The sequence below is a fragment of the Streptomyces sp. NPDC101160 genome (genome assembly GCF_044768205.1).
Classification (GTDB): Bacteria; Actinomycetota; Actinomycetes; order Streptomycetales; family Streptomycetaceae; genus Streptomyces.
The window spans coordinates 408426-430616 of sequence record NZ_JBIWPJ010000005.1 but is presented as its reverse complement, the minus strand read 5'-3'; the positions used below and the strand labels follow the sequence as shown (position 1 = coordinate 430616).

Genomic DNA, 22191 nt, shown 5'->3' with positions numbered 1-22191 from the left:
GCGCATCGCCGCCCCTGGCCGGTGCCGCCCCTTACTCGGAGTGCCCGACGTCACCCCGTCAGTTTCTTGAGGAACTTGGCGGCGATGGGGCCCGCGTCGTGGCCGCCCGACCCGCCGTCCTCGAGGAGGACCGCCCATGCGAGGTTGCGGTCCTGCTGGTAGCCGATCATCCACGCGTGGGTGCGCGGCGGCGTCTCGGTGCCGAACTCGGCGGTGCCCGTCTTGGCATGCGGTTCGCCGGGGATGCCTCTCAGCGCCTTGCCGGCGCCGATGGTGACGGTCGCCCGCATCATGTCCCGCAGCGAGTCGACGACGCCGGGGTCGAGGCGGGTGGGCGCCTCGTACTTCTGGCGTACGGCGTCGGGCACGAGGACGGGCTGCTTGAAGACGCCCTCCTTGACGGTCGCGGCGATCGAGGCCATCACGAGCGGCGACGCCTGCACCCGGGCCTGCCCGATGGTGGACGCGGCCTTGTCGTTGTCGCTCGTGGAGACCGGGACGCTGCCGTCGTAGGTGATGGCGCCCACGTCCCAGGAGCCGCCGATGCCGAAGGCCTCCGCGGCCTCGTGCAGCCCGGCCTGGGGCAGCTTGGCGCGGGAGTTGACGAAGAAGGTGTTGCACGAGTGGGCGAAGCTGTCCCGGAAGGTGGAGCCGGGCGGCAGCGTGAACTGGTTCTGGTTCTCGAACTGCTGGCCGTTGACATGGGCGAACTTGGGGCAGTCGGCGCGGTCCGAGGGCTTCATGCCCTGCTTGAGCAGCGCGGCGGCGGTGACCACCTTGAAGGTCGAGCCGGGCGGGTAGCGGCCCTCCAGACCCCGGTTCATGCCCGAGGGCATGTTCGCGGCGGCCAGGATGTGCCCGTTGGTGGGATCGATCGCGACGAGGGCCGCGTTCTTCGTGACGCCGTCCAGGGCGTCGGCGGCGGCCTCCTGGACCTTCGGGTCGATGGTCGTACGGACCGGCTTGCCCTCACCGCCCTTCTGGGCGCCGGTGAGGTTCTTGACGACCTGGCCGGACTGGCGGTCCACCACCACGACCGACTTGGCCTGGCCCGCCCCGCCGGCGAGCTGCTTGTCGTACCGGGCCTCCAGGCCCGAAATGCCCTTGCCGGTCTGCGGATCCACGACGCCGACGAGCGACGCGGCCCGCAGCTCCTTGCCGTCTGCATCCAGAATGGCGGCCCGTTCACGGGAGTTGAGGGCGAGCGTCTGTCCCGGAACCATCTCCGGGTGGATCATCTCGGTGTGGAATTCGACCTTCCACTTCTTGCCGGTCTCGACGACATTGGCCTTTGACTGCCACGAATAGTCGCCCGCTCCCGGTATGGCCATCTTGACAGTGAAGGGAATAAGAACTTTCGTGTCGGTCTTCCGCTCGCCCTCGCCCGCCTTGATCTCGGTCCTGGACGGCTTCAGGTTGGACATGACGGACTTGATCAGCGACTGGGCGCCGTCCGGCGTGTCCGTCAGCTGCGCGGCCCGCGCGGCGTCGCCGGCCTGCCAGGCGCCGAGGAAGCCCTCAAGCGCCTTCGTCGCCTCCACGACCTGCGGGTTCTCCGATGCGTCGTCCTTGAGCAGCGTGGAGTATCCCCAGTAACCCGCCCCGGCAACCACGGCCAGCACCACACACGTCGCGATGACCGAGGAGCCCCGGGAACGGCCCTGACGGGTGGGGGGTAAGCCGTTCCGATTTCGATAGCGTGCCATGGCTCCCAGGCTAGGCGGACCGTCTTTTGCGCCACTGGGCTCACGCACATTTCAAGACAGCCACAGCTGTAGAGGAATCGTGAAAATCGCGGGATCGGTGAACCGTACCTGAGGTAGGCGCGTGGCGCTGAACGGCGTTCGGCAAAGGGCTCGTTACCACCGGCCCCACCCCTCCCACGGTATGCAAAAGGGGCATCCGGGGAGCGGGAATGTGGGCTAGTCCACTGAAGAAACCGCCTCGAACTCCTGTTTCCCAAAAACGGAACTGTCCGGATCGCATCCGGTGGTACGGCGACCGGCGGCCCGGGCGCTCTCCGCCCGCTCTCCGCCCGCTCCCGCCGATACGGACGGGAGAGGGCGCGAAGAGGAGGCCCGGCGAGGGTGGCGAGCATCGCACATCCGACCGAGTCTGGAGACAACTCATGTCCCGTGTATCGACCGGCCCCAGCACCGAACCGACCGCCGCGCACGCGCTTCTGTCCCGGCTGCGCGAGCACGGTGTGGAGAAGGTGTTCGGAGTCGTCGGCCGAGAGGCCGCGTCGATCCTCTTCGACGAGGTCGAAGGGCTCGACTTCGTCCTCACCAGGCACGAGTTCACCGCCGGTGTCGCCGCCGACGTCCTCGCCCGCATCACCGGACGTCCCCAGGCCTGCTGGGCCACCCTCGGCCCGGGCATGACGAACCTGTCCACCGGCATCGCCACCTCGATCCTGGACCGCTCGCCGGTCATCGCCCTGGCCGCCCAGTCGGAGTCCCACGACATCTTCCCGAACGACACCCACCAGTGCCTGGACTCGGTGTCGATCATCGCCCCGATGTCCAAGTACGCGGTGGAGCTCCAGCGCCCGCACGAGATCACCGACCTGGTGGACTCCGCGGTGACCGCCGCCATGACCGAGCCGGTCGGCCCGTCGTTCATCTCCCTGCCGGTCGACCTGCTGGGTTCCAGCGAGGGCATCGACGCCTCCGCGCAGCACCCGCCGGCGAACACCCCGGCCAAGCCGATCGGCGCGGTCGCCGACGGCTGGCAGCAGGCCGCCGACCGGGCCGCCGAGCTCCTCGCCAAGGCCGAGCACCCGGTTCTCGTTGTCGGCGCCGCCGCGATCCGCTCCGGCGCGGTGCCGGCCATCCGCGCCCTGGCCGAGCGCCTGAACGTGCCCGTCATCACGACGTACATCGCCAAGGGCGTCCTGCCGCACGAGCACGAGCTGAACTACGGCGCCGTCACCGGCTACATGGACGGCATCCTCAACTTCCCGGCCCTGGACACCCTGTTCGCCCCGGTCGACCTCATCCTCACCCTCGGCTACGACTACGCCGAGGACCTGCGGCCGTCCATGTGGCAGAAGGGCGGCGAGAAGCAGACCGTCCGCGTCTCCCCCACCGCCAACCCGATCCCGCGCGTGTACCGCCCGACCGTCGACGTCGTCACCGACGTCCTCGCGTTCGTGGAGCACATCGACGCGGCGACGTCCTCGGTCGCGGCCAAGGACCGCCACGACATCGCCCCGCTGCGCGCCCGCATCGCGGAGTTCCTCGCCGACCCGGAGGCGTACGAGGACGGCATGCGGGTCCACCAGGTCATCGACTCGATGAACACGGTCATGGAGGAGGCCGCCGGCGCCGGCAAGGGCACGATCGTCTCCGACATCGGCTTCTTCCGTCACTACGGCGTACTCTTCGCCCGCGCCGACCAGCCGTTCGGCTTCCTCACCTCGGCCGGCTGCTCCAGCTTCGGCTACGGCATCCCGGCCGCGATGGGCGCCCAGATGGCCCGCCCGGACGAGCCGACCTTCCTCATCGCCGGTGACGGCGGCTTCCACTCCAACAGCGCCGACCTGGAGACCATCGCCCGGCTCAACCTGCCGATCGTGACGGTCGTGGTCAACAACGACACCAACGGTCTGATCGAGCTCTACCAGAACATCGGCCACCACCGCAGCCACGACCCGGCGGTGAAGTTCACCGGCGTCGACTTCGTCGCCCTCGCCGAGGCCAACGGTGTCGAGGCGACCAAGGCCACCGACCGCGACGAGCTCCTCGCCGCCCTGCGCAAGGGCGCCGAGCTCGGCCGCCCCTTCCTGATCGAGGTCCCCATCTCCTACGACTTCCAGCCGGGCGGCTTCGGCGCCCTGAGCATCTGACGATGAAGGCGCCGGAATTCCCGGCTGCCTACGGATTCCTGGCCTCCGCCCGTTCGGGCGGGGGCCGGGTCCCCCGGGCGGCGTTCGCCGCCCACGGCAGCCACACCGACATCGACACGTCCCTGCCCGGCCAGTCGCTCGCGGCGGTGCTCGTGCACAGCCCCGAGGCCGCGCCCGAAGCCGCGCTGGCCCGGGACGCGGACACCGCCGTGCTGCTCGCCGGCGAGCTCTACAACCGCGAGGAGCTGCACTCCGTACTGCCCCCTGGCGACGAGCCGGAGAGCGACGCGCAGCTGCTGCTGCACCTGCTGCGCCGCTACGGACTCCATGCCTTCCGGCTGCTCAACGGGCGCTTCGCGGCCGTGGTCGGCACCGGGCGCCGGGTCCTGCTCGCCACCGACCACGCGGGCTCCGTGCCGCTGTACGCCCGGGTGGCCCCGGGTGAGGTCACGGCCTCCACCGAGGCCAAGACGCTGGCCGGACACGACCAGCCGCGGGGCTTCCCGCTGACGGGGGCACGGCGCATGCCGGGCCTCGCGGACGTCTACCAGGTACCGGCCGGCACCGTGTGGGACACCGACCTCGAGTCCGGCACGGTCGAGGTCCACCCCACCTGGCGGCCCCCGCTGTCCCGGCGGATCGTGCCCGAGGCGGAGGCGGTGGCGGCCGTCCGCGCCGCCCTCGAAGAGGCCGTCGCGGCCCGCGTCCCCGCGGTCGGCACCCCCCTGGTGGTGCTGTCCGGCGGCATCGACTCCTCCGGCGTCGCGGCCTGCGCGCACCGGGCGGCCGGCGCCCTGGACACCGTCTCCATGGGCACCGACACCTCCGACGAGTTCGCCCAGGCCCGGGCGGTCGTCGACCACCTCGGCACCCGGCACCGCGAGATCACGGTGCCCACCGCCGACCTGCTCGCCCAGCTGCCGTACGCGGTCTGGGCCTCGGAGTCGGTGGACCCGGACATCATCGAGTACCTGCTGCCGCTGGTCGCGCTCTACCGCGAGCTCGGCGGCCCGGGCCGCCGGATCCTCACCGGGTACGGCGCGGACATCCCGCTCGCGGGCATGCACCGCGAGGACCGGCTGCCGAACCTGGACACGGCCGTGGCGTACGACATGGCCACCTTCGACGGCCTGAACGAGATGTCCCCGGTGCTCTCGCTGCTCGGCGGCCACTGGACCACGCACCCGTACTGGGACCGTGACGTGCTCGACCTGCTGGTCTCCCTGGAGGCCGGCCTCAAGCGCCGCTACGGCCGGGACAAGTGGGTGCTGCGCCAGGCGATGGCCGACGCGCTGCCCGAGGAGACCGTCACCCGGCCGAAGCTCGGCGTCCACGAGGGCTCGGGCACCACGTCGTCGTTCTCCCTGCTGCTCACCGGGCACGGGGTCGCGGAGCAGTCGCTCCACGAGGCGAAGCGGCAGGTGGTGCGCGAGCTGTTCGACCGGACCGTGGTGGACGGCCTCCACCCCGGCCAGGTGAGCACCGCCGACGCGGTGCGGTCCGTGGTCGAGCGGCTCGGGCGGGGGACGGCATGAGCGCATCCGTCCGCCGGGCCCCGTTCCCGTCCGCCGTCGACTTCGAGGAGGGTGACTGATCCGTGGAGCGCATCGACTCGCACGTTTCACCCCGCTACGCACAGATACCCACGTTCATGCGGCTGCCGCACGACCGCGATCCGCGCGGCTACGACGTCGTGGTGATCGGCGCCCCGTACGACGGGGGCACCAGCTACCGTCCGGGCGCCCGGTTCGGCCCGCGGGCCATCCGCAACGAGTCGGGGCTGATCCACGGGGTCGGCATCGACCGCGGCCCCGGCACCTTCGACCTGATCAACTGTGTCGACGGCGGGGACATCGACCTCACGCCGTTCGACATGAACATCGCGATCGACACGGCGCAGAAGCACCTGGCCGAGCTCCTCAAGGCCAACGCGGCCTTCCTGATGCTGGGCGGCGACCACTCGCTGACCGTGGCCGCCCTGCGCGCGGTCGCCGAGCAGCACGGTCCGGTGGCGGTGCTGCACCTGGACGCGCACTCGGACACCAACCCGGCGTTCTACGGCGGCCAGTACCACCACGGCACGCCGTTCCGGCACGGGATCGACGAGAAGCTCATCGACCCCCAGGCGATGGTGCAGGTCGGCATCCGCGGGCACAACCCGAAGCCGGACTCGCTCGACTACGCCCGCGACAACGGGGTGCGCGTGGTGACCGCCGACGAGTTCGCCGAGCTCGGCGTGCGCGGCACCGCCGACCTCGTCCGCGAGCGGGTCGGCGGCCGGCCCGTGTACGTGTCCGTCGACGTCGACGTGGTCGACCCGGCCTTCGCCCCCGGCACCGGCACTCCCGCGCCGGGCGGCCTGAGCTCCCGCGAGGTGCTCGGCCTGCTGCGCTGCGTGGGTGACCTCAAGCCGGTCGGCTTCGACGTGATGGAGGTGTCCCCGCTCTACGACCACGCCGGGATCACCTCCGTACTCGCCACCGAAATCGGCGCGGAGCTGCTCTACCAGTACGCCCGCGCCCATCGAAACCAGAAGTAAGACCAAGCACGTAAGGAGACACGGCGTCATGGCTTCTCCGATCATCGACTGCACCCCCTACCGCGAGGAGTTGCTCGCCCTCGCGGGCCGGCTCCCCCGGGTGCCGCGCGCGGACCTGTACGACTTCCTCGCGCAGGCGAAGGACCTCGCGGAGGACCTGCCCAAGGGGCTGGCCGCCGCCCTCGACACGTTCAACGCCGAGGGCAACAAGGACGGTTACCTGCTGCTGCGCGGGCTGCCCGTCGACCCGGCCGAGCTGCCCGACACGCCCACCACGACCCCCGCGCCGCTGGACCGGCCGCTGCTGGTCATGGAGGCGATGCTGGCGCTGACCGGGCGCCGGCTCGGCCTGCACACCGGCTACCAGGAGCTGCGCTCCGGCACGGTGTACCACGACGTGTACCCGTCGCCGGGCGCGCACTACCTGTCCTCGGAGACCTCCGAGACCACGCTGGAGTTCCACACGGAGATGGCGTACCACGTCCTCCAGCCGAACTACGTCATGCTCGCGTGCTCCCGGCCGGACCACGAGCGCAAGGCCGAGACCCTGGTGGGCTCGATCCGCCTGGCGCTGCCGCTGCTCGACGACCGGACGCGGGCGCGGCTGTTCGACCGCCCGATGCCCTGCTGTGTCGACGTGGCCTTCCGCGGCGGCGAGGAGGACCCGGGCGCCATCGCCCGGGTCAAGCCGCTGTACGGCGACGAGCAGGACCCGTACCTGGGTTACGACCGCGAGCTGCTCGCCCCGGAGGACCCGCGGGACAAGGAGGCCGTGGCCGCCCTGTCGAAGGCCCTGGACGACGTGACGACCGGGGTGAAGCTGTCCCCGGGTGACGTGCTGATCATCGACAACTTCCGCACCACGCACGCCCGTACGCCGTTCAGCCCGCGCTGGGACGGCGAGGACCGCTGGCTGCACCGCGTCTACATCCGCACCGACCGCAACGGTCAGCTCTCCGGCGGCGAGCGCGCGGGCGACGTCGTGTCCTTCTCGCCGCGCCGGTAACCCCCCGTTCCGCTCCTCCTCCCCCCTCCGGTCGCGCCCCGGCACCTCTTCGGTGCCGGGGTGCGATCGTCTGCACACACCCGCGATGCATAGGTATGCTGCGTTATTAGAAATAATGCAGGCCTGGAAATGATGCAGGGGCGACGGAGACCGCCGTCGCCCGCCATCCGCGTGACAGGAGACTCCTTCATGTCCGAGCCCACACCGCACGACCCACGGGGCTTCACCGTCCACACGGCGCCGGTGGGACTGGCCGACGACGGCCGGGACGACTTCACCGTGCTCGCCTCCACCGTGCCGGCCACCGTGAGCGCCGTCTTCACCCGCTCCCGGTTCGCCGGCCCGAGCGTCGTCCTCAGCCGCGAGACCGCGGCCGGCGGGCAGGCCCACGGAGTCGTGGTGATCGCCCGCAACGCCAACGTCGCCACCGGGCGCGAGGGCGAGGCCAACGCGCGCGAGGTGCGCGAGGCGGTCGCCCGCGCCCTCGGCGTTCCGGAGGGCGAACTCCTCATCGCCTCCACGGGAGTGATCGGCCGTCAGTACCCGATGGAGCGGATCCGGCAGCACCTCAAGACGCTCGCCCCGCCCTTCCCCGACGGCGGTTTCGACCGGGCGGCCCGCGCCATCATGACCACCGACACCCGGCCCAAGGAGGTCCGGGTGAAGGTCGGCGAGGCCACCCTCGTGGGCATCGCCAAGGGCGTCGGGATGATGGAGCCCGACATGGCGACGCTGCTCACCTTCTTCGCCACGGACGCCCGGCTCGACCCGGCGGAGCAGGACCGGATCTTCCGGCGGGTGATGGACCGGACCTTCAACGCGGTGAGCATCGACACCGACACCTCCACCAGCGACACGGCCGCGCTGTTCGCCAACGGCCTTGCCGGGGAGGTGGATCCGGCCGAGTTCGAGGAGGCGCTGCACACCGTCGCGCTCGCCCTGGTGAAGAACATCGCGAGCGACGGCGAGGGCGCGAGCAAGCTCATCGAGGTCCGGGTCACCGGGGCCCGCGACGACGCCCAGGCCAAGCGGGTGGGCAAGGCCGTCGTCAACTCGCCGCTCGTGAAGACCGCGGTGCACGGCTGCGACCCCAACTGGGGCCGGGTCACGATGGCGATCGGCAAGTGCTCCGAGGACACCGACATCGACCAGGACCGGGTCACGGTCCGCTTCGGCGACGTCGAGGTCTACCCGCCGCGCGCCCGGGGCGCCGAGGACGAGGACGCGCTGCGCGACGCCGTCGCCGGGCACCTGAAGGGCGACGAGGTGGTCATCGGCATCGACCTGGCCATCGCCGACGGGGCGTTCACCGTGTACGGCTGCGACCTCACCGAGGGGTATGTGCGGCTCAACTCGGAGTACACCACCTGACGTGAGCTGAGCTCAACCGGCCCGGGGGCGGCGGCCGGATATGCCGACCGCCCCCCGGCTATGCGCGCGCCGCGCCGCACCTCCTCGCCCGCCCGCCGGCGCCCCCAGGATGGGACGGACGCATCGTGACGAAGGCTGGAGGATCATGGAGACCACTCGGTCGAAGACCGTGGACGAGGGGGACGAGGGTTTCGACGCCGCGGTACGGGGTGTGGTCGGCGCGACCGACACGCCGGGCGGCACGCTCCGGCTCGTCCGCACGGACGACTTCGACTCGCTGGACCCCGGCAACACCTACTACGCCTACACGTGGAACTTCCTCCGGCTCGTCGGCCGGACCCTGGTCACCTTCGACACCGCCCCCGGCAAGGCCGGCCAGCGCCTGGTGCCCGACCTGGCCGAGTCGCTCGGCGAGTCCTCCGAGGGCGGCCGGGTGTGGACGTATCGGCTGCGCGAGGGGCTGCGGTACGAGGACGGCACGCCGGTCACCTCCGCGGACGTCAAGTACGCCATCGCGCGCAGCAACTACGGCACCGACGTGCTGGGCGCCGGGCCGACCTACTTCCGCCACCTGCTCGGCACCGACTACGGCGGCCCGTGGCGCGAGCCGGACACCGACGGCCCGGTGACCCTGGAGACCCCCGACGAGCGCACCCTGGTCTTCCGGCTGAGCGAGCCGTTCGCCGGCCTCGACCTGCTCGCGACGATGCCGAGCACCACCCCGGTGCCGCGCCACCGCGACACCGGCGCCGACTACCGGCTCGGGCCGGTGGCCACCGGCCCGTACCGGGTCGCCTCCTATACCCGCGGCGAGCTCGCCGTCCTGGAGCCCAACCCGCACTGGGATCCGGCCACCGATCCGGTGCGCGTCCGCCGGGCCGAGCGGATCGAGGTGCACCTCGGCAAGGACCCGCACGAGGTGGACCGCATGCTGCTCGCCGGGGAGGCGCACGTCGACCTGGCCGGCTTCGGGGTGCAGCCCTCGACGCAGGAGCAGATCCTCGCGGACCCGGTGCTGCGCGCCCACGCCGACAACCCGCTCACCGGCTTCACCTGGATCTACTGCCTGTCGAGCAACATCCCGCCGTTCGACAACGTGCACGCCCGGCGGGCCGTGCAGTTCGCCACCGACAAGGCGGCGATGCAGCTCGCGTACGGCGGACCGGTGGGCGGCGACATCGCGACCACGATCCTGCCGCCGACGCTCGACGGCTACCGGCCCTTCGACCGCTACCCGGTCGGTCCGGACGCCACCGGCGACCTGGACGCCGCGCGCGCCGAGCTGAAGGCCGCCGGCATGCCGGACGGCTTCCGCACCAGGATCGCGGCCCGCAAGGACCGGCTGAAGGAGTACCGGGCCGCCGAGGCGCTGGCCGCCGGCCTGGCCCGGGTGGGCATCGAGGCCGAGGTGCTCGACTTCCCGTCGGGCGACTACTTCGACCGCTACGGCGGCTCCCCGTCGTACCTGCGCGAGCACGGCATCGGGATCATCATGTTCGGCTGGGGTGCCGACTTCCCCGACGGCTACGGCTTCCTCCAGCAGATCACGGACGGCCGCGCGATCAAGGAGCGCGGCAACCAGAACATGGGCGAGCTGGACGACCCCGAGATCAACGCGCTGCTCGACGAGGGCGCGACCTGCGCAGACCCGGCGCGGCGCGCGGAGATCTGGCACCGCATCGACCGGCTGACGATGGATCACGCGGTGATCGTCCCGTATCTCTACCCGCGTTCGCTGCTCTACCGGCACCCCGACGTCCGCAACGTCTACGTCACCGGCTCCTTCGGGATGTACGACTACGTGGCGCTCGGCGCGAAGTGAGCCGCCGGATCGCCCGGCCCCGCAGGCCGTGTGCCGCGGGACCGGGCGATCCGGGCGGTCCGGGCCGTGCCCTGCGATCAGCCCGCCGCGGCGTGCCCGGCGGGCCACGCGCCGGAGGGCAGGGTCCGCGGGCCGAGGCCGCCGCAGGCGACGGCCGCCTCGCGGAAGTCGGCCTCGTACCCCTCGAGGAGGCGCAGGAAGCGGCGGGTGGGCCCGGTCAGACTGGTGCCCCGGGGGCTGCGCAGCAGCAGACGCGCGCCGAAGGCGTGCTCCAGGCGGTGGATGCGGCGGGTCAGCGCCGACTGGCTGATGGAGAGCACGGCCGCCGCCCGGTTGATGCTGCCGTGCCGGGCCACCGCCCGCAGCAGATGGAGGTCCTCCACGTCCAGCTTGCGCCCCTCGGCCGGCACCGGTGACGGGTCGGGGTGCGCCCCGCCGTGCGGACCGGCCCCGGCGGGGTCGGCGTGCCGCCGGGTCTGCTCGGCGTGCCACCGGGTCCACCAGGGCTCGTCGAGCAGGTCGCGGTGGTGCGCGGCGAAGCGGCGCAGATGGCCGCGGGCGATGAGCGCGGCGAGCCGGGCGGCCAGCACCGGCGGGACGACCGTGGGGTCCGCGAGCAGGCTCGCGGTGCGGCGCGGGCGCTCCACGAGCGAGCGGCGCACCAGCGAAGGCGCGTGCGCGGCCGGGTGCGCGGGCGAGCCGAGACCGATCGCGTCGCCGCGGCTCAGGATGCCGCGCACCACGGAGGCGTCGGCGACCTGCAGCCGCGCGGGCGCCGGCAGTCCGGCCGCCTGGAAGACGCGGGCCACCAGGATCTCGGACGCCGGCCCGGACTCGGACACCCAGCTCTCCTCGCGCAGGTCGGCGAGCGAGAGCTGCCGCCGGGCGGCCAGCGGGTGCTCGCGCGGAAGGATCACCCACAGCGGGTCGTCGAGCACCTCGTACGTCCGCGTGGGCCGCTCCAGCGCGTGGCGCGGCGCGTCCACGGTCCAGGTGTACGCGGCGTCCACGACGTAGTCCGCGAGGTGCGCGGTCACCTGGTGCGGCTCCTCGTGGCGGACCGCGAGGAGCAGCCCGAGACAGGCCGCGGCGTCCTCCACCACGTCCTCCAGGAGGGGCGCCGTGGTGGCGAGGGAGAGCACTTCCGGGGCGTCGACGGCCTCGGAGCCGTGGCCGAGCAGCTGGGTGCGCGCGGCGAGGTCGACACGGCGGAAGTAGCGGCGGCCGGCGACCAGCATGCGGGAGCCGGCCGACGTCAGCCGGGCGGTGTGCAGGCCGCGCAGGGTCAGCGGGGCGCCGACCGCCCGGTCGAGCCGGTCGAGCCGGCGGTCCACGGTGCTGTGCCGGGTGCCCGCGCGGCGGGCCACTTCGGCGATGTCGCCGTACTGTCCCACCGCGGCGAGCAACGAAAGATCGTCCCTGCTCAGGGACGACACCGATTCCGTCCCGTCCGCGAGGGTCGGCTCCCATTCCGTCAAGAGAGACAATTTCGGTTCCCTTTTCCATCGAAGAATCAACGCCGAATTGCCCGTTGCTTTTCTGGAATCGCGGAATCGATCATGACAGGCGGTTCTCTTCTGCCGCTCCTCGCGGCCGGCCGCCGAGAGCGCGCGGAGACCGGCCGGATAGGAGTCGGACCTCGGCGGGTCAGACCGTGTCGGTCGGGCGGACCAGGATCTCCTGGACGGTGGCGTGCGGCGGCGCGGTCACGGCGTACCGGACGGCCTCGGCGACGTCGGCGGCGCTCAGCGTGCGGATCCTGCCGACCTTCTCCTCGAAGGCGGCCTTGGTCGCCGCGTGGGTGATGTGCGAGCGCAACTCCGTCTCGACCGTGCCCGGTTCGACGAGGACCACGCGCACCCCGCGCTCGGTGACCTCCTGGCGCAGCGTCTCGCTGAAGGCGTTCACGGCGAACTTGGTGGCCTGGTAGACGCCGGCGTTGCGGACGACCGTACGGCCCGCGATGGAGGACATCTGCACGATGACGCCCTTGCTCTCCAGCAGGTGCGGCAGCGCGGCCCGGGTCATGTAGAGCACGCCGAGCAGATTGGTGTCGATCATCCGGGTCCAGTCCGTGAGGTCGGCGCCCTCGATGGGCCCGAGCAGCATCAGACCGGCGTTGTTCACCAGCACGTCCAGGCCGCCGAGGGCCTCGACGGTGGAGCGCACGGCCTCCTCCGCCGCGGCGGCGTCGGTGACGTCGAGTTCGACCACGTGGACCTTCGCGCCGGCGGCGGCCAGTTCGTCGGCGAGCGCGCGCAGACGCTCGACCCGGCGCGCGGCGACCGCCACGGCGGCGCCCTCGGCCGCCAGCATCCGGGCCGTGGCCTCGCCGATTCCCGAGCTGGCCCCGGTGACGAGCGCGACCTTGCCCTGCAGTGCGGATGACATCGTTTCTCCCCAGGTGGTACCGCGGTCGTGCTGCCCGGCGGTAATAGTGACGTACGGAGTTCCAGAGAACCGGTGAACCGGAGAATACGAAGGCGGCGGGCCGCCCATCGCCTTCCCGGTTATGACGGTTTCCGCGCGGTTATGCGACCGGCGGATCGCAGCCGGGCAGGTCCTTCGCCGCTCCGGCAGATTGGCTGCACGACAGGGCGATCCGTGTGCAGCGATGGGCGGTTGATGATGAGCGAGGCAGCTCCCCGGCAGCGACAGGAGGCGTCGGCGTACCCGATGCCCCGCGTCTCCCCCGTGGATCCCCCGCCGGGGCTCGCCGAGTTGCGGGCCGGGCGGGCCGCGAGCCGGGTCACCCTCTGGGACGGCAGCGAGGTGTGGCTGGTGACCTCGCACGCCGCCGTACGCTCGCTGCTCGGCGACCGCCGCCTCACCGCGGTCACCAGCGCGCCCGGCTTCCCGATGCTGACCCGCACCTCCCCGCTGGTCCGCGCCAACCCGAAGTCGGCCTCGTTCATCCGCATGGACGACCCGGAGCACTCGCGGCTGCGCTCCATGCTGACCCGCGACTTCCTGAGCCGGCGGGCCGAGGCCCTGCGGCCCGCGATCCGCGAACTCCTCGACGAGACGCTCGCCGGCCTGGTGACCGGGCAGCGCCCCGTCGACCTGGTGCAGGGCCTGACCATTCCGGTGCCGTCCCGGGTCATCACCCTGCTGTTCGGGGCCGGCGACGACCGCCGGGAGTTCATCGAGAGCCGCAGCGCGATCCTCATCGACCGCGGCTACACCCCCGACCAGGTCGGGAAGGCCCGCGACGAACTGGACGGCTATCTGCGCGAGCTGGTCGAGGAGCGGATCGCCGATCCCGGCTCCGACCTGATCAGCCGGCTGGTGCTCGACCAGGTGCGCCCGGGCCACCTCACCGTCGAGGAACTGGTCCCCATGTGCCGGCTGCTGCTCGTGGCCGGCCACGGCACGACCACCAGCCAGGCCAGCCTGAGCCTGCTCAGCCTGCTGACCGACCCGCACCTGGCCGACGCGCTCGCCGCGGACCCGGAGCTGCTGCCCAAGGCGGTCGACGAGCTGCTGCGCTTCCACTCCATCGTGCAGAACGGCCTGGCCCGGGCGGCGATCGAGGACGTGCAGCTCGACGACGTGCTGATCAGGGCCGGTGAGGGCGTGGTGCTCTCGCTGTCGGCCGGCAACCGGGACGAGCGGGTCTTCCCCGACCCGGACCGGATCGACCCGCACCGCGACTCCCGCCGCCACCTCGCCTTCGGCCACGGCATGCACCAGTGCCTGGGCCAGTGGCTGGCCCGGGTCGAGCTGGAGGAGATCCTCGCCGCGGTCCTGCGCTGGATGCCCGGCGCCAAGCTCGCCGTGCCCTTCGACGAGCTGGACTTCCGTCACGAGGTGTCGAGTTACGGCCTCGGCGCCCTGCCCGTCACCTGGTGAGCGCCGTGGAACCGTCCGCCGGCGCCCCGGCCCCGTTCACCGTCACCGTCGACCCGGACGCCTGCTGCGCCATGGGCCGGTGCGCGGCCACCGCGCCGGAGCTCTTCGACCAGGACCCCGACACCGGGATCGTGGTCCTGCTGAACGCCACTCCCCCACCCGAGCAGCACGAGACGGCCCGGCTGTGCGCCGAGCTGTGCCCGTGCGCGGCCATCACGGTCACCGAGGCCTGACCGCGCCGACAAGGAGCGATGATGAACGACGCTGCAGGTTCCGTCCCGTCCGCCGCCGAGGCGGCGCTCGCCGCCGACGAGTCCGCCATGGGCGAGGCGGCCCGCTGGGCCGTGGAGCTGCTCACGGCGCCCGGCCTGGCCACCGAGGACGCCCTCGCCGGGCGCTTCGTGCCCTCCTTCCCGTTCGGGCTCGGCGGGGGCTTCGTCCAGCGGCTCCGGGAGTGGCGGGAGAAGGGCCCGTTCACGGTCGAGGGGTACGAGCCCGTCGCCCACAAGGGGTGGGTCGTGCTGCGCGGCGGCGACGGGACGCGGCACTTCCTGTCGCTGACCCTCGACTCCAGCGGCCTGCTGCGCCTGCTCACCTTCCAGCCCGAGACCGTGATCCCGGACGTGCGCGGCTGGGACGAGGTGGAGGACCTGCTGCGCACCGAGGGCGTGGAGCACTCCGTCCTCGCCGTCCGGCTCACCGCCGACGGCCCGGTCGTGTTGCACGAGTCGGCCGCGGACCGGCCGATGCCCACCGGTTCGGCGTACAAGCTGTTCCTGATGCGGGCGCTGCTCGTCGCGATCGACGAGGGCCGGGTGAGCTGGGACGACGAGGTCGTGATCACGCCGGAGCTGCGCAGCCTGCCCACCGGCGACATGCAGGAACTGCCGGACGGGGCCCGGGTGTCGGTGCGCGAGACGGCGCACAAGATGATCGCGCTGAGCGACAACACGGGCGCCGATCTGATCGCGGACCTGCTCGGGCGGGAGGCGGTGGAGGCCGCCCTGGCCCCCGCCGGGCATCACGACCCGTCCCTGATACGCCCGTTCCTCACCAGCCACGAGGTCTTCGAACTCGGCTGGGGGGATCCGGAGCGGCGCGCGGAGTGGGCGCGCCGGGACGAGGCCGGGCGCCGCGAGCTGCTGAGCGAGATCGCCGGGCCGATCACGGTGCGCATCAGCGACCTGGGCGAGACCGTGCACCAGCTGGGCCTCGACTGGTTCATGGACGCCCATGACGTGGTGCGGGTCCTCGACGGGCTGCGGGAGGACAGCGAGCGGGACGCCGACGGCGTGGTGGAGGAGATCCTCACCGCGTACCCGGGGATTCCGGTCGACCGGGACCGGTGGTCGCGGGTCTACTTCAAGGCGGGTTCCAGCCCGGGCGTGATGATGTTCTGCTGGCTGGTCGAAGACCATGCCGGCCGGGTCTGGGTGCTCGTGCTGCGGCAGTCCTCCGCCGAGCAGAAGTTCATCGGCGACGGCCTGTTCCTGCGCGGCGTCGGCCGCCGGATCATCGAGTCCGGCCTGCTGGCCGCGGGCCCGGACAGCGCCGGGGCCGGGGCCGGTGCCGGTGTCGGTGCCGGGGCGTCCGAAGGAAAGCCCGCCCGGTGAGCGTCCGCGACCGTCTGCTGGCCGGGCTCGTCGCCGTGCTGTGGGGGCTGAACTTCCTCGCCGTACGGATCGGGCTCGACCACTTCCCGCCGGTGTTCCTCTCGGCGATGCGGTTCCTCGTGCTCGCCGTGCCGGTGGCCCTGTTCGTGCCCCGGCCCAAGGTGCCGGTCCGCTGGCTGGTGATCTACGGACTCGGCTTCGGCGTCGTGCAGTTCGCGCTGCTGTTCCTCGCCATCGACGCCGGGATGCCGTCCGGGCAGGCCTCGGTGGTGGTGCAGGCGTCGGCGCCGTTCACGATGCTGCTCGGCCTGCTGTTCGGCGAGCGGATCAGCCGGCGGCAGGTGGCGGGCATCGTGCTCGCCGTCCTCGGCATGACCGCGATCGCGGTGGAACGGGCCCGGGACGCCGCGCTGCTGCCGCTGGTGCTCACCCTGCTCGCCGCGCTCGGCTGGGCGGCGGGCAACATCGCGAGCCGGCAGGCCCGGCCGGAGCATCCGCTGCGCTTCGCGCTGTGGATGTCGGTCGTGCCGCCGGTGCCGCTGCTCGCCCTGTCCGCGCTCCTGGAGGGCCCGGGCACGGGCTGGCGGGCGCTCGGCGAGTCGTTCGGCCCCGACGGGGCGGCCGGCCTGGTGGCCCTGCTGTACACCTCGCTCGCGGGCACGGTGGTCGGCTCCGGCATCTGGACGACCCTGCTCAAGCGGTACGAGGCCGGGACGGTCGCGCCGTTCTCGATGCTGGTCCCGGTCGTCGCCGTCGCGGTGGCGTGGATCTTCCTGGGCGAGCGGCTCTCCGTCTGGTCGGCGGTGGCCAGCGTGGCCGTCGTCGTCGGCGTGCTCGTGGGCACCACGAAGCGCCGGACACCGGCCACGGCGCCGGGCGGCGCCGCGGCCGGCGGGGCGCGCCACGGTCTGCCGGGGCCCGCGGCCCCGGCAGACCCCGGCCCGGGTCAGTCCGACGAGTCGACGGCGCGGGTCCAGAACACCCAGCGGTCGTAGGGCTCGAAGCCCATGGCCGCGTTGAGCGCGATCACCGGGTGGTTGTCCTCCGCGTTCGCCGTCTCGATCAGCCGCACCTCCGGCTCGTGGCGCAGCACCTGCGCCAGGTTGGCGAGCTTGAGGAGCAGGCCGAGGCGGTGGCCGCGGTGGTCGCGGTGCACCACCGTCATGCCCTGCAGGGCGTACTCGGGATTGCCGGCGGTCTTGGACACGCTGGTGTAGCCGGCCAGGGTGCCGCTCGCCCGGTGCACCACCCCGGTGTGGTGGGCCCGCCGGCCCCGGCCGACCCGCATGGTCTCGAACTGCCGGGCGTAGCTGGTGCGGACGTCCTCCTCGGCCCGGTCCGCGGGCGCGTCGCCCAGGGACAGTTCGAGCCGCGAGACCGGCACCGCGTACTCGTCCGGGGTGATGGTGCCCCAGGTGACGAGGGAGTAGCCGGCGGGCACGGCGGGCACGCCGTCGGCCAGCGGGTCGTGCCGCCGCAGGTCCAGCCACTGGTGCACGCCCGCCGGTGTCCCGGCCCGGCTCGCGCCCGTCGCGGCGGCGAAGGCGGCGGGCCCCGGGTCCTGCGGCGGGCCCGCCGGCAGGCTCTCGACGACCGTCGCGGCGAGCGAGCTCCGCCCGTGCTTGCGGGCCAGGGACAGCGCGTGGTCGTGCAGCGCCCGGCCGATGCCGCGGCGGCGCAGCCCGGGGTGGACGACCAGCTGGTCCACCCGGGCCGACGGCGCCCCCTCGGGCAGCGCGAGCCGCAGCGCGCCGACCACCCGGCCCTCGCTGCGCACGACCCAGTCGTCCAGGACGGTGGCGGGCGGCGCGAACCGCAGCGAGCCGACCAGGTCGACGTTGCACGGCGGCGCGGAGCGCGGGCCGGCGGCGGTCGCCACGGCCGTCAGGTCGAGCCACTGGCCGACCGTCTCGTCGTCGTCCGCGGCGAGCGGGACGAACTCCAGGTCGCGGAAGGCGTCGTTCATACGAGGTCCTTACGAGTCGGTGCCGGAGGGGGCGTCGGGGGCGAGGCCCATCGCCTGGACGTCGTACAGGCCGAAGGCCGGGTGGACGTAGACGTTGGTGACCCAGGGGTTGCGGAAGTGCAGGGTCTTGTCGTGGACGAGGGGCAGCAGGACGGCGTGGTCCATCACCCGGCGCTCCACGGCCCGCCAGCGCTCGGCGCGCTCGTCGGGGTCGGTGCTGTGCAGGGTCTCGTCGATCAGGCCGTTGATCACCGGGTCGTCGAGTTCGGGCAGGTTCCAGTTGCCGCCGTTGCGCCGGATCTGGCGCCCGTCGACGAGCGGGGCGAGGAAGCCGTACTCGGTGGGGAAGTCGGCGCCCCAGTCGGTGACGATCAGCCCGAGCCGGTGCTTGCGCACGGTGTCGGGGTGCCCGGCGCCGAGGCTGAAGTACGTGGCGACGTCGAGTTCCTTGACGGTGAGCCGGATGCCGACCCGGGCCACCGACTCGACCAGCGCGTCGGCGACCATCCGGAACTTGCCGCGCTGGGTGCCGATCACCGCCTCGAAGCCGTCCGGGAGCCCCGCGGCCGCCAGTTCGGCGCGGGCCGCCGCCAGGTCGCCGCGCAGGTCGGGGCCGGTCGGGTACGGGTCGAGGTCCTGGTGCGCGGGCAGCCGCGGCGGGAACAGGGCGGTGGTCAGGTCGCCGCCGGTGACGGGGCCGCCGCGGGCCTGCTGGAGCAGGATCTTGTCCGCGGCGTAGTGCACGGCCCGGCGGACGTGCACGTTGTCGAAGGGCGGTATGTGCGGCTGCATGGCGACGAAGTGCAGGAAGCTGGTGCGCGGGTTGTCGGTGTGCGAGCGCAGCACCTCGTCGGTGGTCACCCGGTCCTGGGCCGCGTGCTGGAGCCCCCGGCCCTCCAGGTTGATGTCGAACTCGCCGTCGATCAGCCGGGCGTCGAGCTCGTCGACGTCCAGGCCGATGGTCAGCTCGACCCGGTCCGGCAGCGCGGGCCGCAGCGGATCCGTGGCCCGGTCCCAGTGCGGGTTGCGCTCCAGCCACAGGTGCGCGCCGGGCTTGTGCTCGGCGACCCGGTAGGGGCCGCTGGAGCGCGGGTCGGAGCCGTAGTCGGCGCCGGTGTCGGCGTGCCGCGGCACCGGCGCGGTGCACGGCTGGGCCATCAGGTGGTCGAAGTCGGAGAAGGGCCGGCTGAGCCGGAAGACGATCGTGCGCTCGTCGGGCACCTCGACGGACCGCAGCGGCAGGTCGGTGCGGTACGGCCCGGGGTAGGGCCGCGCCGGGTCGTCGAGCAGCGGGATCAGATAGGTGGGGCCGCCCGGCAGCACGTCCTGGGCGAAGATCCGCTGCACGGCGTGGCGTACGTCGGCGGCGGTGATCGGGGTGCCGTCGTCGTAGCGGAGCCCGGGCCGCAGCCGGTACGTCCAGGTGCGGCCGCCGTCGTCGACCCGGCCCGGTCCCTCGGCGAGGTCCGGGACCGGGACGAGCCCGGCGGGGCCCGGGTCGGTCGGGTAGGCCATCAGGGTCCGGTTGAGCATCCGCTGGAGCAGCCACACCCACACGTAGTAGGTGCGGGCCGGGTCGAGCGAGTCGACGTCGGCGGAGGAGACCAGGCGGAGCGTTCCGCCCCTCCGGTCGGAGGGGTTGACGAGGGCTCCCACGCCGGTGTCCCAGCCCGCTCCGGGGTGGCGGGCGGCTTGGGCGGTGCTCATCGTGCTGTCCTTTCGAGCCGGAGGAGGAAGGAGTGTTCCCGGGCGGCGAGGCAGCCGCGGGCGAGTTTGGCCTCCACGCTGCCGATGCCGGCGTGCAGGACCCGCACGCCCTGCTGCGCCGCGGCCTCCAGGACGCGGTAGTACAGGACGTCGTAGTAGAGGGGCAGCTTGCCCTGGGCCTCGTAGTCGAAGCCGGCGCGGTGGCCGAACCACTCCTCGCGGCCGCGGGCCCGTGAGCGCAGCACCATGCCGAAGCCGATGGGCACGCCGTCCTTGCGGGCGACGGAGACCATCGCGTCGTCTCCCATGACCTCGCCGATCCAGCCGATCAGCCCGGCCGAGTGCTCGGGCGAGGCGGGATTGCCGTACTTGCGCAGCAGGTTGCAGTCGAGTTCGCCGAGCCGCGGCACGAGCTCCGGGGTGATGCGCTCGATACGGGTCTCGATGCCCGCCTCCTCCAGCGCGCGCCGCTCCAGGCGGACCCGGCGGCGCCGGTGCACGGTCATGTCCGCGAGGAACTCGTCCCAGCCGCCGGGCGGCACGGGCAGCCAGGCGTAGTGCGCCGAGGGGTGGGAGACGTAGCCGCGCTGCCGCAGCAGGGCCACCAGGTCGGTGTCCCGCTCGTCGACGTGCGGGAAGCAGACCGTGGCCGCGCCCCGCCGCCGCGCCAGTTCCTCGGCCTCCGCGACCAGCGCGGCCACGTCCTCGGGCAGTCCGTCGGCGGCCACCAGCGGCCGGGTGCGGCCCAGGTGGCGGCCGCCGCACACCAGGGACGGCAGCAGGGACGCCGGGTCCCCGTCCGCCGTGTCGCGGAGCCGTTCCAGGGCCTCGGGGTCCTCCTCGCCGACGGCGCGTTCGAGCATCGCGTCCGGGCGGGCCAGGAGCCAGGGCACGGTGTCGTCGGCCCAGGCGGTGACCAGGGCCGCGGCGGGCCGGCCGGCCCGCCGGCGGACCAGGAAGTCCATGGTGGTGCCCGAGTTGCGTTCCTGTACGGCGAGCCAGCGCGGGGTCTGGAAGCAGTCCTCGGGACCGACCAGCTCGTCCCAGCCGGCGTCGACGAGGGCGGCCGCGCCGGGAACGTGCTCCACCACGGCCGCTGCCGCCCCGGCCGGTCGTGCCACGGTCGCGTCGCCGCTCACGAGCGCGCGTCCCGGGCGTCCTCGGCGTCCACCGCGGCGTCCTCCTCGACGACGAAGTCGAGGTAGCCGGCCGCCTTGTCGGCCAGGGCCTGGGCCTCCTCGCGGTCGGCGCCGCTGCAGTAGGTGAAGCCGACGCAGGAGGAGTTGTCCATCCGCTGGAGCAGCTTGTCGCCCTTCTCCACGTGCAGCAGCACCTGCACGCCCGGGACGGCGGAGGCGGCCTCGATGCCGTCGACGCGCACCAGGGTGCCGCGCCGCTGCGGGTAGATCATCCGTACGGCGGCGCCGCCACGGTGCACGACGGGCTCGATCGGCGGGACCTCGCCGATGGCGAGCAGCCACGCGTCGAGGATCGGGCTGCGTCCGGTGACGTCCGTGACCAGCATCGTCATGCAGCTGGACGGGGTGCGCGGGTTGGCCTCGATGATGCGCCAGCCGGACTCGGTGCGCCGCACCTCGGTGTGGCACGGCCCGTGGTCGTAGCCGATCGCGGCGAGGGTCTGGCGGACCACGGAGTACAGCGCGTCGCGCTCCTCGTCGGACAGCGGTACGGGGAAGGTGTGGCCGCACTCGATGTACGCCGGGTCGCCGAACAGGTCCTTGGAGGTGACGCCGAAGACATGGGTGTGCCCGTTCACGGTCATCGTCTCGACGCTGACCTCGACGCCCTCGACGTACGTCTCCAGGAGCACCTCGCCCGAGCGCGGCTGGCCGCGCAGGCTCTGCCGTACGCCGGACAGCTCGTCGAAGGCCTCTTCGAGCTGCGCCATGTCGTCGACCCGCCGGACGCCGTAACTGATGGCCTCGGCCGGCGGCTTGGCGATCATCGGGAAGCCGAGCTTCGCGACCGCCTCGGGGAGCTGCGCGCGGTCGGCGACCAGCATGTGCGGGATGTTGTAGGGCACGTCGCCGAGCGCGACCCGCAGCCGGTCCTTGACGTTGGCGGTCTCCACGGCGGCCGGGTCGGGGCCGGGCAGGCCGAGCCGCTTCGCCGCCTGCGCGGCGAGGACGGTGTGGTAGTCGGAGAACGAGGTGAGGCCGTCGACGAGCGGACGGCCGTCCTCGCCGGTGACCTCGGCGAGCACGGCCTCCAGGTCGGTGGTGTCGACGTCGATCACCCGGTCGACGGCCGCGCCGAGCGGGTGGGTGTCCCAGTCGTGGCCGTGGGTGTACCAGTTCCGGTCACCCGTGAGCAGCCACACCTCGAGCCCGTGCTCCCGCGCCTGGTGCAGGCCCAGGACGAACGGGTGGTTCTGCATGTGCTCGACGATCGCGATGCGCTTGCCCGCGAAGTTCGCATAGTCGGCCAGGGGTGTGGTCATCGAA

At 72.8% G+C, this 22191-nt stretch carries 17 protein-coding genes; 10 read left to right on the top strand and 7 right to left on the bottom strand.

Features of this window, described 5'->3' with window-relative positions; genetic code table 11:
* Positions 1-50: 50 nt before the first annotated feature.
* Positions 51-1706 (bottom strand): penicillin-binding transpeptidase domain-containing protein, encoded by a 1656-nt coding sequence (locus ACIRSU_RS18170; RefSeq protein WP_403793194.1) that lies wholly within the window; start codon positions 1704-1706, stop codon positions 51-53.
* Between the two features lie 422 nt (positions 1707-2128).
* On the opposite strand from ACIRSU_RS18170, the gene ACIRSU_RS18165 reads away from it, so the two are divergent.
* The 6 genes from ACIRSU_RS18165 (at position 2129) to ACIRSU_RS18140 (ending at position 10588) form a co-directional block, all read left to right on the top strand.
* Positions 2129-3850: a thiamine pyrophosphate-binding protein gene (locus ACIRSU_RS18165; protein WP_403793192.1), complete on the top strand. Its 1722-nt coding sequence runs from the start codon at positions 2129-2131 to the stop codon at positions 3848-3850.
* Positions 3851-3852: 2 nt separating this feature from the next.
* Positions 3853-5385: an asparagine synthase-related protein gene (locus ACIRSU_RS18160; protein WP_403793191.1), complete on the top strand. Its 1533-nt coding sequence runs from the start codon at positions 3853-3855 to the stop codon at positions 5383-5385.
* A 62-nt stretch (positions 5386-5447) separates the two neighbouring features.
* Positions 5448-6389 carry an agmatinase gene (gene speB / locus ACIRSU_RS18155; RefSeq protein WP_403793189.1) on the top strand — a complete coding sequence of 314 codons (942 nt, stop codon included), beginning with the start codon at positions 5448-5450 and terminating at the stop codon, positions 6387-6389.
* 28 nt (positions 6390-6417) lie between these two features.
* Entirely contained in the window at positions 6418-7395 is a 978-nt protein-coding gene (gene cs1 / locus ACIRSU_RS18150) for a clavaminate synthase Cs1 (protein ID WP_403793187.1), read from the top strand.
* A gap of 189 nt (positions 7396-7584) precedes the next feature.
* The gene (gene argJ, locus ACIRSU_RS18145) at positions 7585-8766 is read left to right on the top strand and encodes a bifunctional glutamate N-acetyltransferase/amino-acid acetyltransferase ArgJ (RefSeq protein ID WP_403793185.1); all 1182 of its coding nucleotides are present in this window, start codon (positions 7585-7587) and stop codon (positions 8764-8766) included.
* 145 nt (positions 8767-8911) lie between these two features.
* Entirely contained in the window at positions 8912-10588 is a 1677-nt protein-coding gene (locus ACIRSU_RS18140) for an ABC transporter substrate-binding protein (RefSeq protein WP_403793183.1), read from the top strand.
* Between the two features lie 77 nt (positions 10589-10665).
* On the opposite strand, the gene ACIRSU_RS18135 is transcribed toward ACIRSU_RS18140, so the two are convergent.
* Together ACIRSU_RS18135 and ACIRSU_RS18130 are read right to left on the bottom strand one after the other, a co-directional pair.
* Positions 10666-11994, bottom strand: coding sequence for a LysR family transcriptional regulator (locus tag ACIRSU_RS18135; protein ID WP_403793181.1), 1329 nt, complete (start codon positions 11992-11994; stop codon positions 10666-10668).
* Positions 11995-12235: 241 nt separating this feature from the next.
* The gene (locus ACIRSU_RS18130) at positions 12236-12979 is read right to left on the bottom strand and encodes an SDR family NAD(P)-dependent oxidoreductase (RefSeq protein ID WP_403793179.1); all 744 of its coding nucleotides are present in this window, start codon (positions 12977-12979) and stop codon (positions 12236-12238) included.
* A 303-nt stretch (positions 12980-13282) separates the two neighbouring features.
* On the opposite strand from ACIRSU_RS18130, the gene ACIRSU_RS18125 reads away from it, so the two are divergent.
* From ACIRSU_RS18125 to ACIRSU_RS18110, 4 genes are read left to right on the top strand one after another with little or no spacing between them, the layout of a single operon-like run.
* Positions 13283-14440 carry a cytochrome P450 gene (locus ACIRSU_RS18125; protein WP_403793177.1) on the top strand — a complete coding sequence of 386 codons (1158 nt, stop codon included), beginning with the start codon at positions 13283-13285 and terminating at the stop codon, positions 14438-14440.
* Positions 14441-14445: 5 nt separating this feature from the next.
* Positions 14446-14673: a ferredoxin gene (locus ACIRSU_RS18120; RefSeq protein WP_403793176.1), complete on the top strand. Its 228-nt coding sequence runs from the start codon at positions 14446-14448 to the stop codon at positions 14671-14673.
* 21 nt (positions 14674-14694) lie between these two features.
* Positions 14695-16053 (top strand): serine hydrolase, encoded by a 1359-nt coding sequence (locus tag ACIRSU_RS18115; RefSeq protein WP_403793174.1) that lies wholly within the window; start codon positions 14695-14697, stop codon positions 16051-16053.
* Positions 16050-17048, top strand: a complete 999-nt coding sequence (locus tag ACIRSU_RS18110; RefSeq protein WP_403793172.1) for an EamA family transporter — start codon at positions 16050-16052, stop codon at positions 17046-17048. The genes ACIRSU_RS18115 and ACIRSU_RS18110 overlap by 4 nt, the downstream gene beginning before the upstream one ends.
* Here ACIRSU_RS18110 and ACIRSU_RS18105 read toward each other — a convergent pair.
* From ACIRSU_RS18105 to ACIRSU_RS18090, 4 genes are read right to left on the bottom strand one after another with little or no spacing between them, the layout of a single operon-like run.
* Positions 17000-18019 (bottom strand): GNAT family N-acetyltransferase, encoded by a 1020-nt coding sequence (locus ACIRSU_RS18105; protein ID WP_403793171.1) that lies wholly within the window; start codon positions 18017-18019, stop codon positions 17000-17002. The two genes, ACIRSU_RS18110 and ACIRSU_RS18105, sit on opposite strands and share 49 nt — an antisense overlap.
* A 9-nt stretch (positions 18020-18028) precedes the next feature.
* Positions 18029-19726, bottom strand: a complete 1698-nt coding sequence (locus ACIRSU_RS18100) for an ABC transporter substrate-binding protein (RefSeq protein WP_403793170.1) — start codon at positions 19724-19726, stop codon at positions 18029-18031.
* On the bottom strand, positions 19723-20865 hold the full coding sequence (locus ACIRSU_RS18095) for a GNAT family N-acetyltransferase (protein ID WP_403793168.1): 1143 nt from the start codon (positions 20863-20865) through the stop codon (positions 19723-19725). Before ACIRSU_RS18095 ends, ACIRSU_RS18100 begins: the two co-directional genes overlap by 4 nt.
* Positions 20862-22187: an ATP-grasp domain-containing protein gene (locus tag ACIRSU_RS18090; protein ID WP_403793166.1), complete on the bottom strand. Its 1326-nt coding sequence runs from the start codon at positions 22185-22187 to the stop codon at positions 20862-20864. The genes ACIRSU_RS18095 and ACIRSU_RS18090 overlap by 4 nt, the downstream gene beginning before the upstream one ends.
* Positions 22188-22191 lie beyond the last annotated feature (4 nt).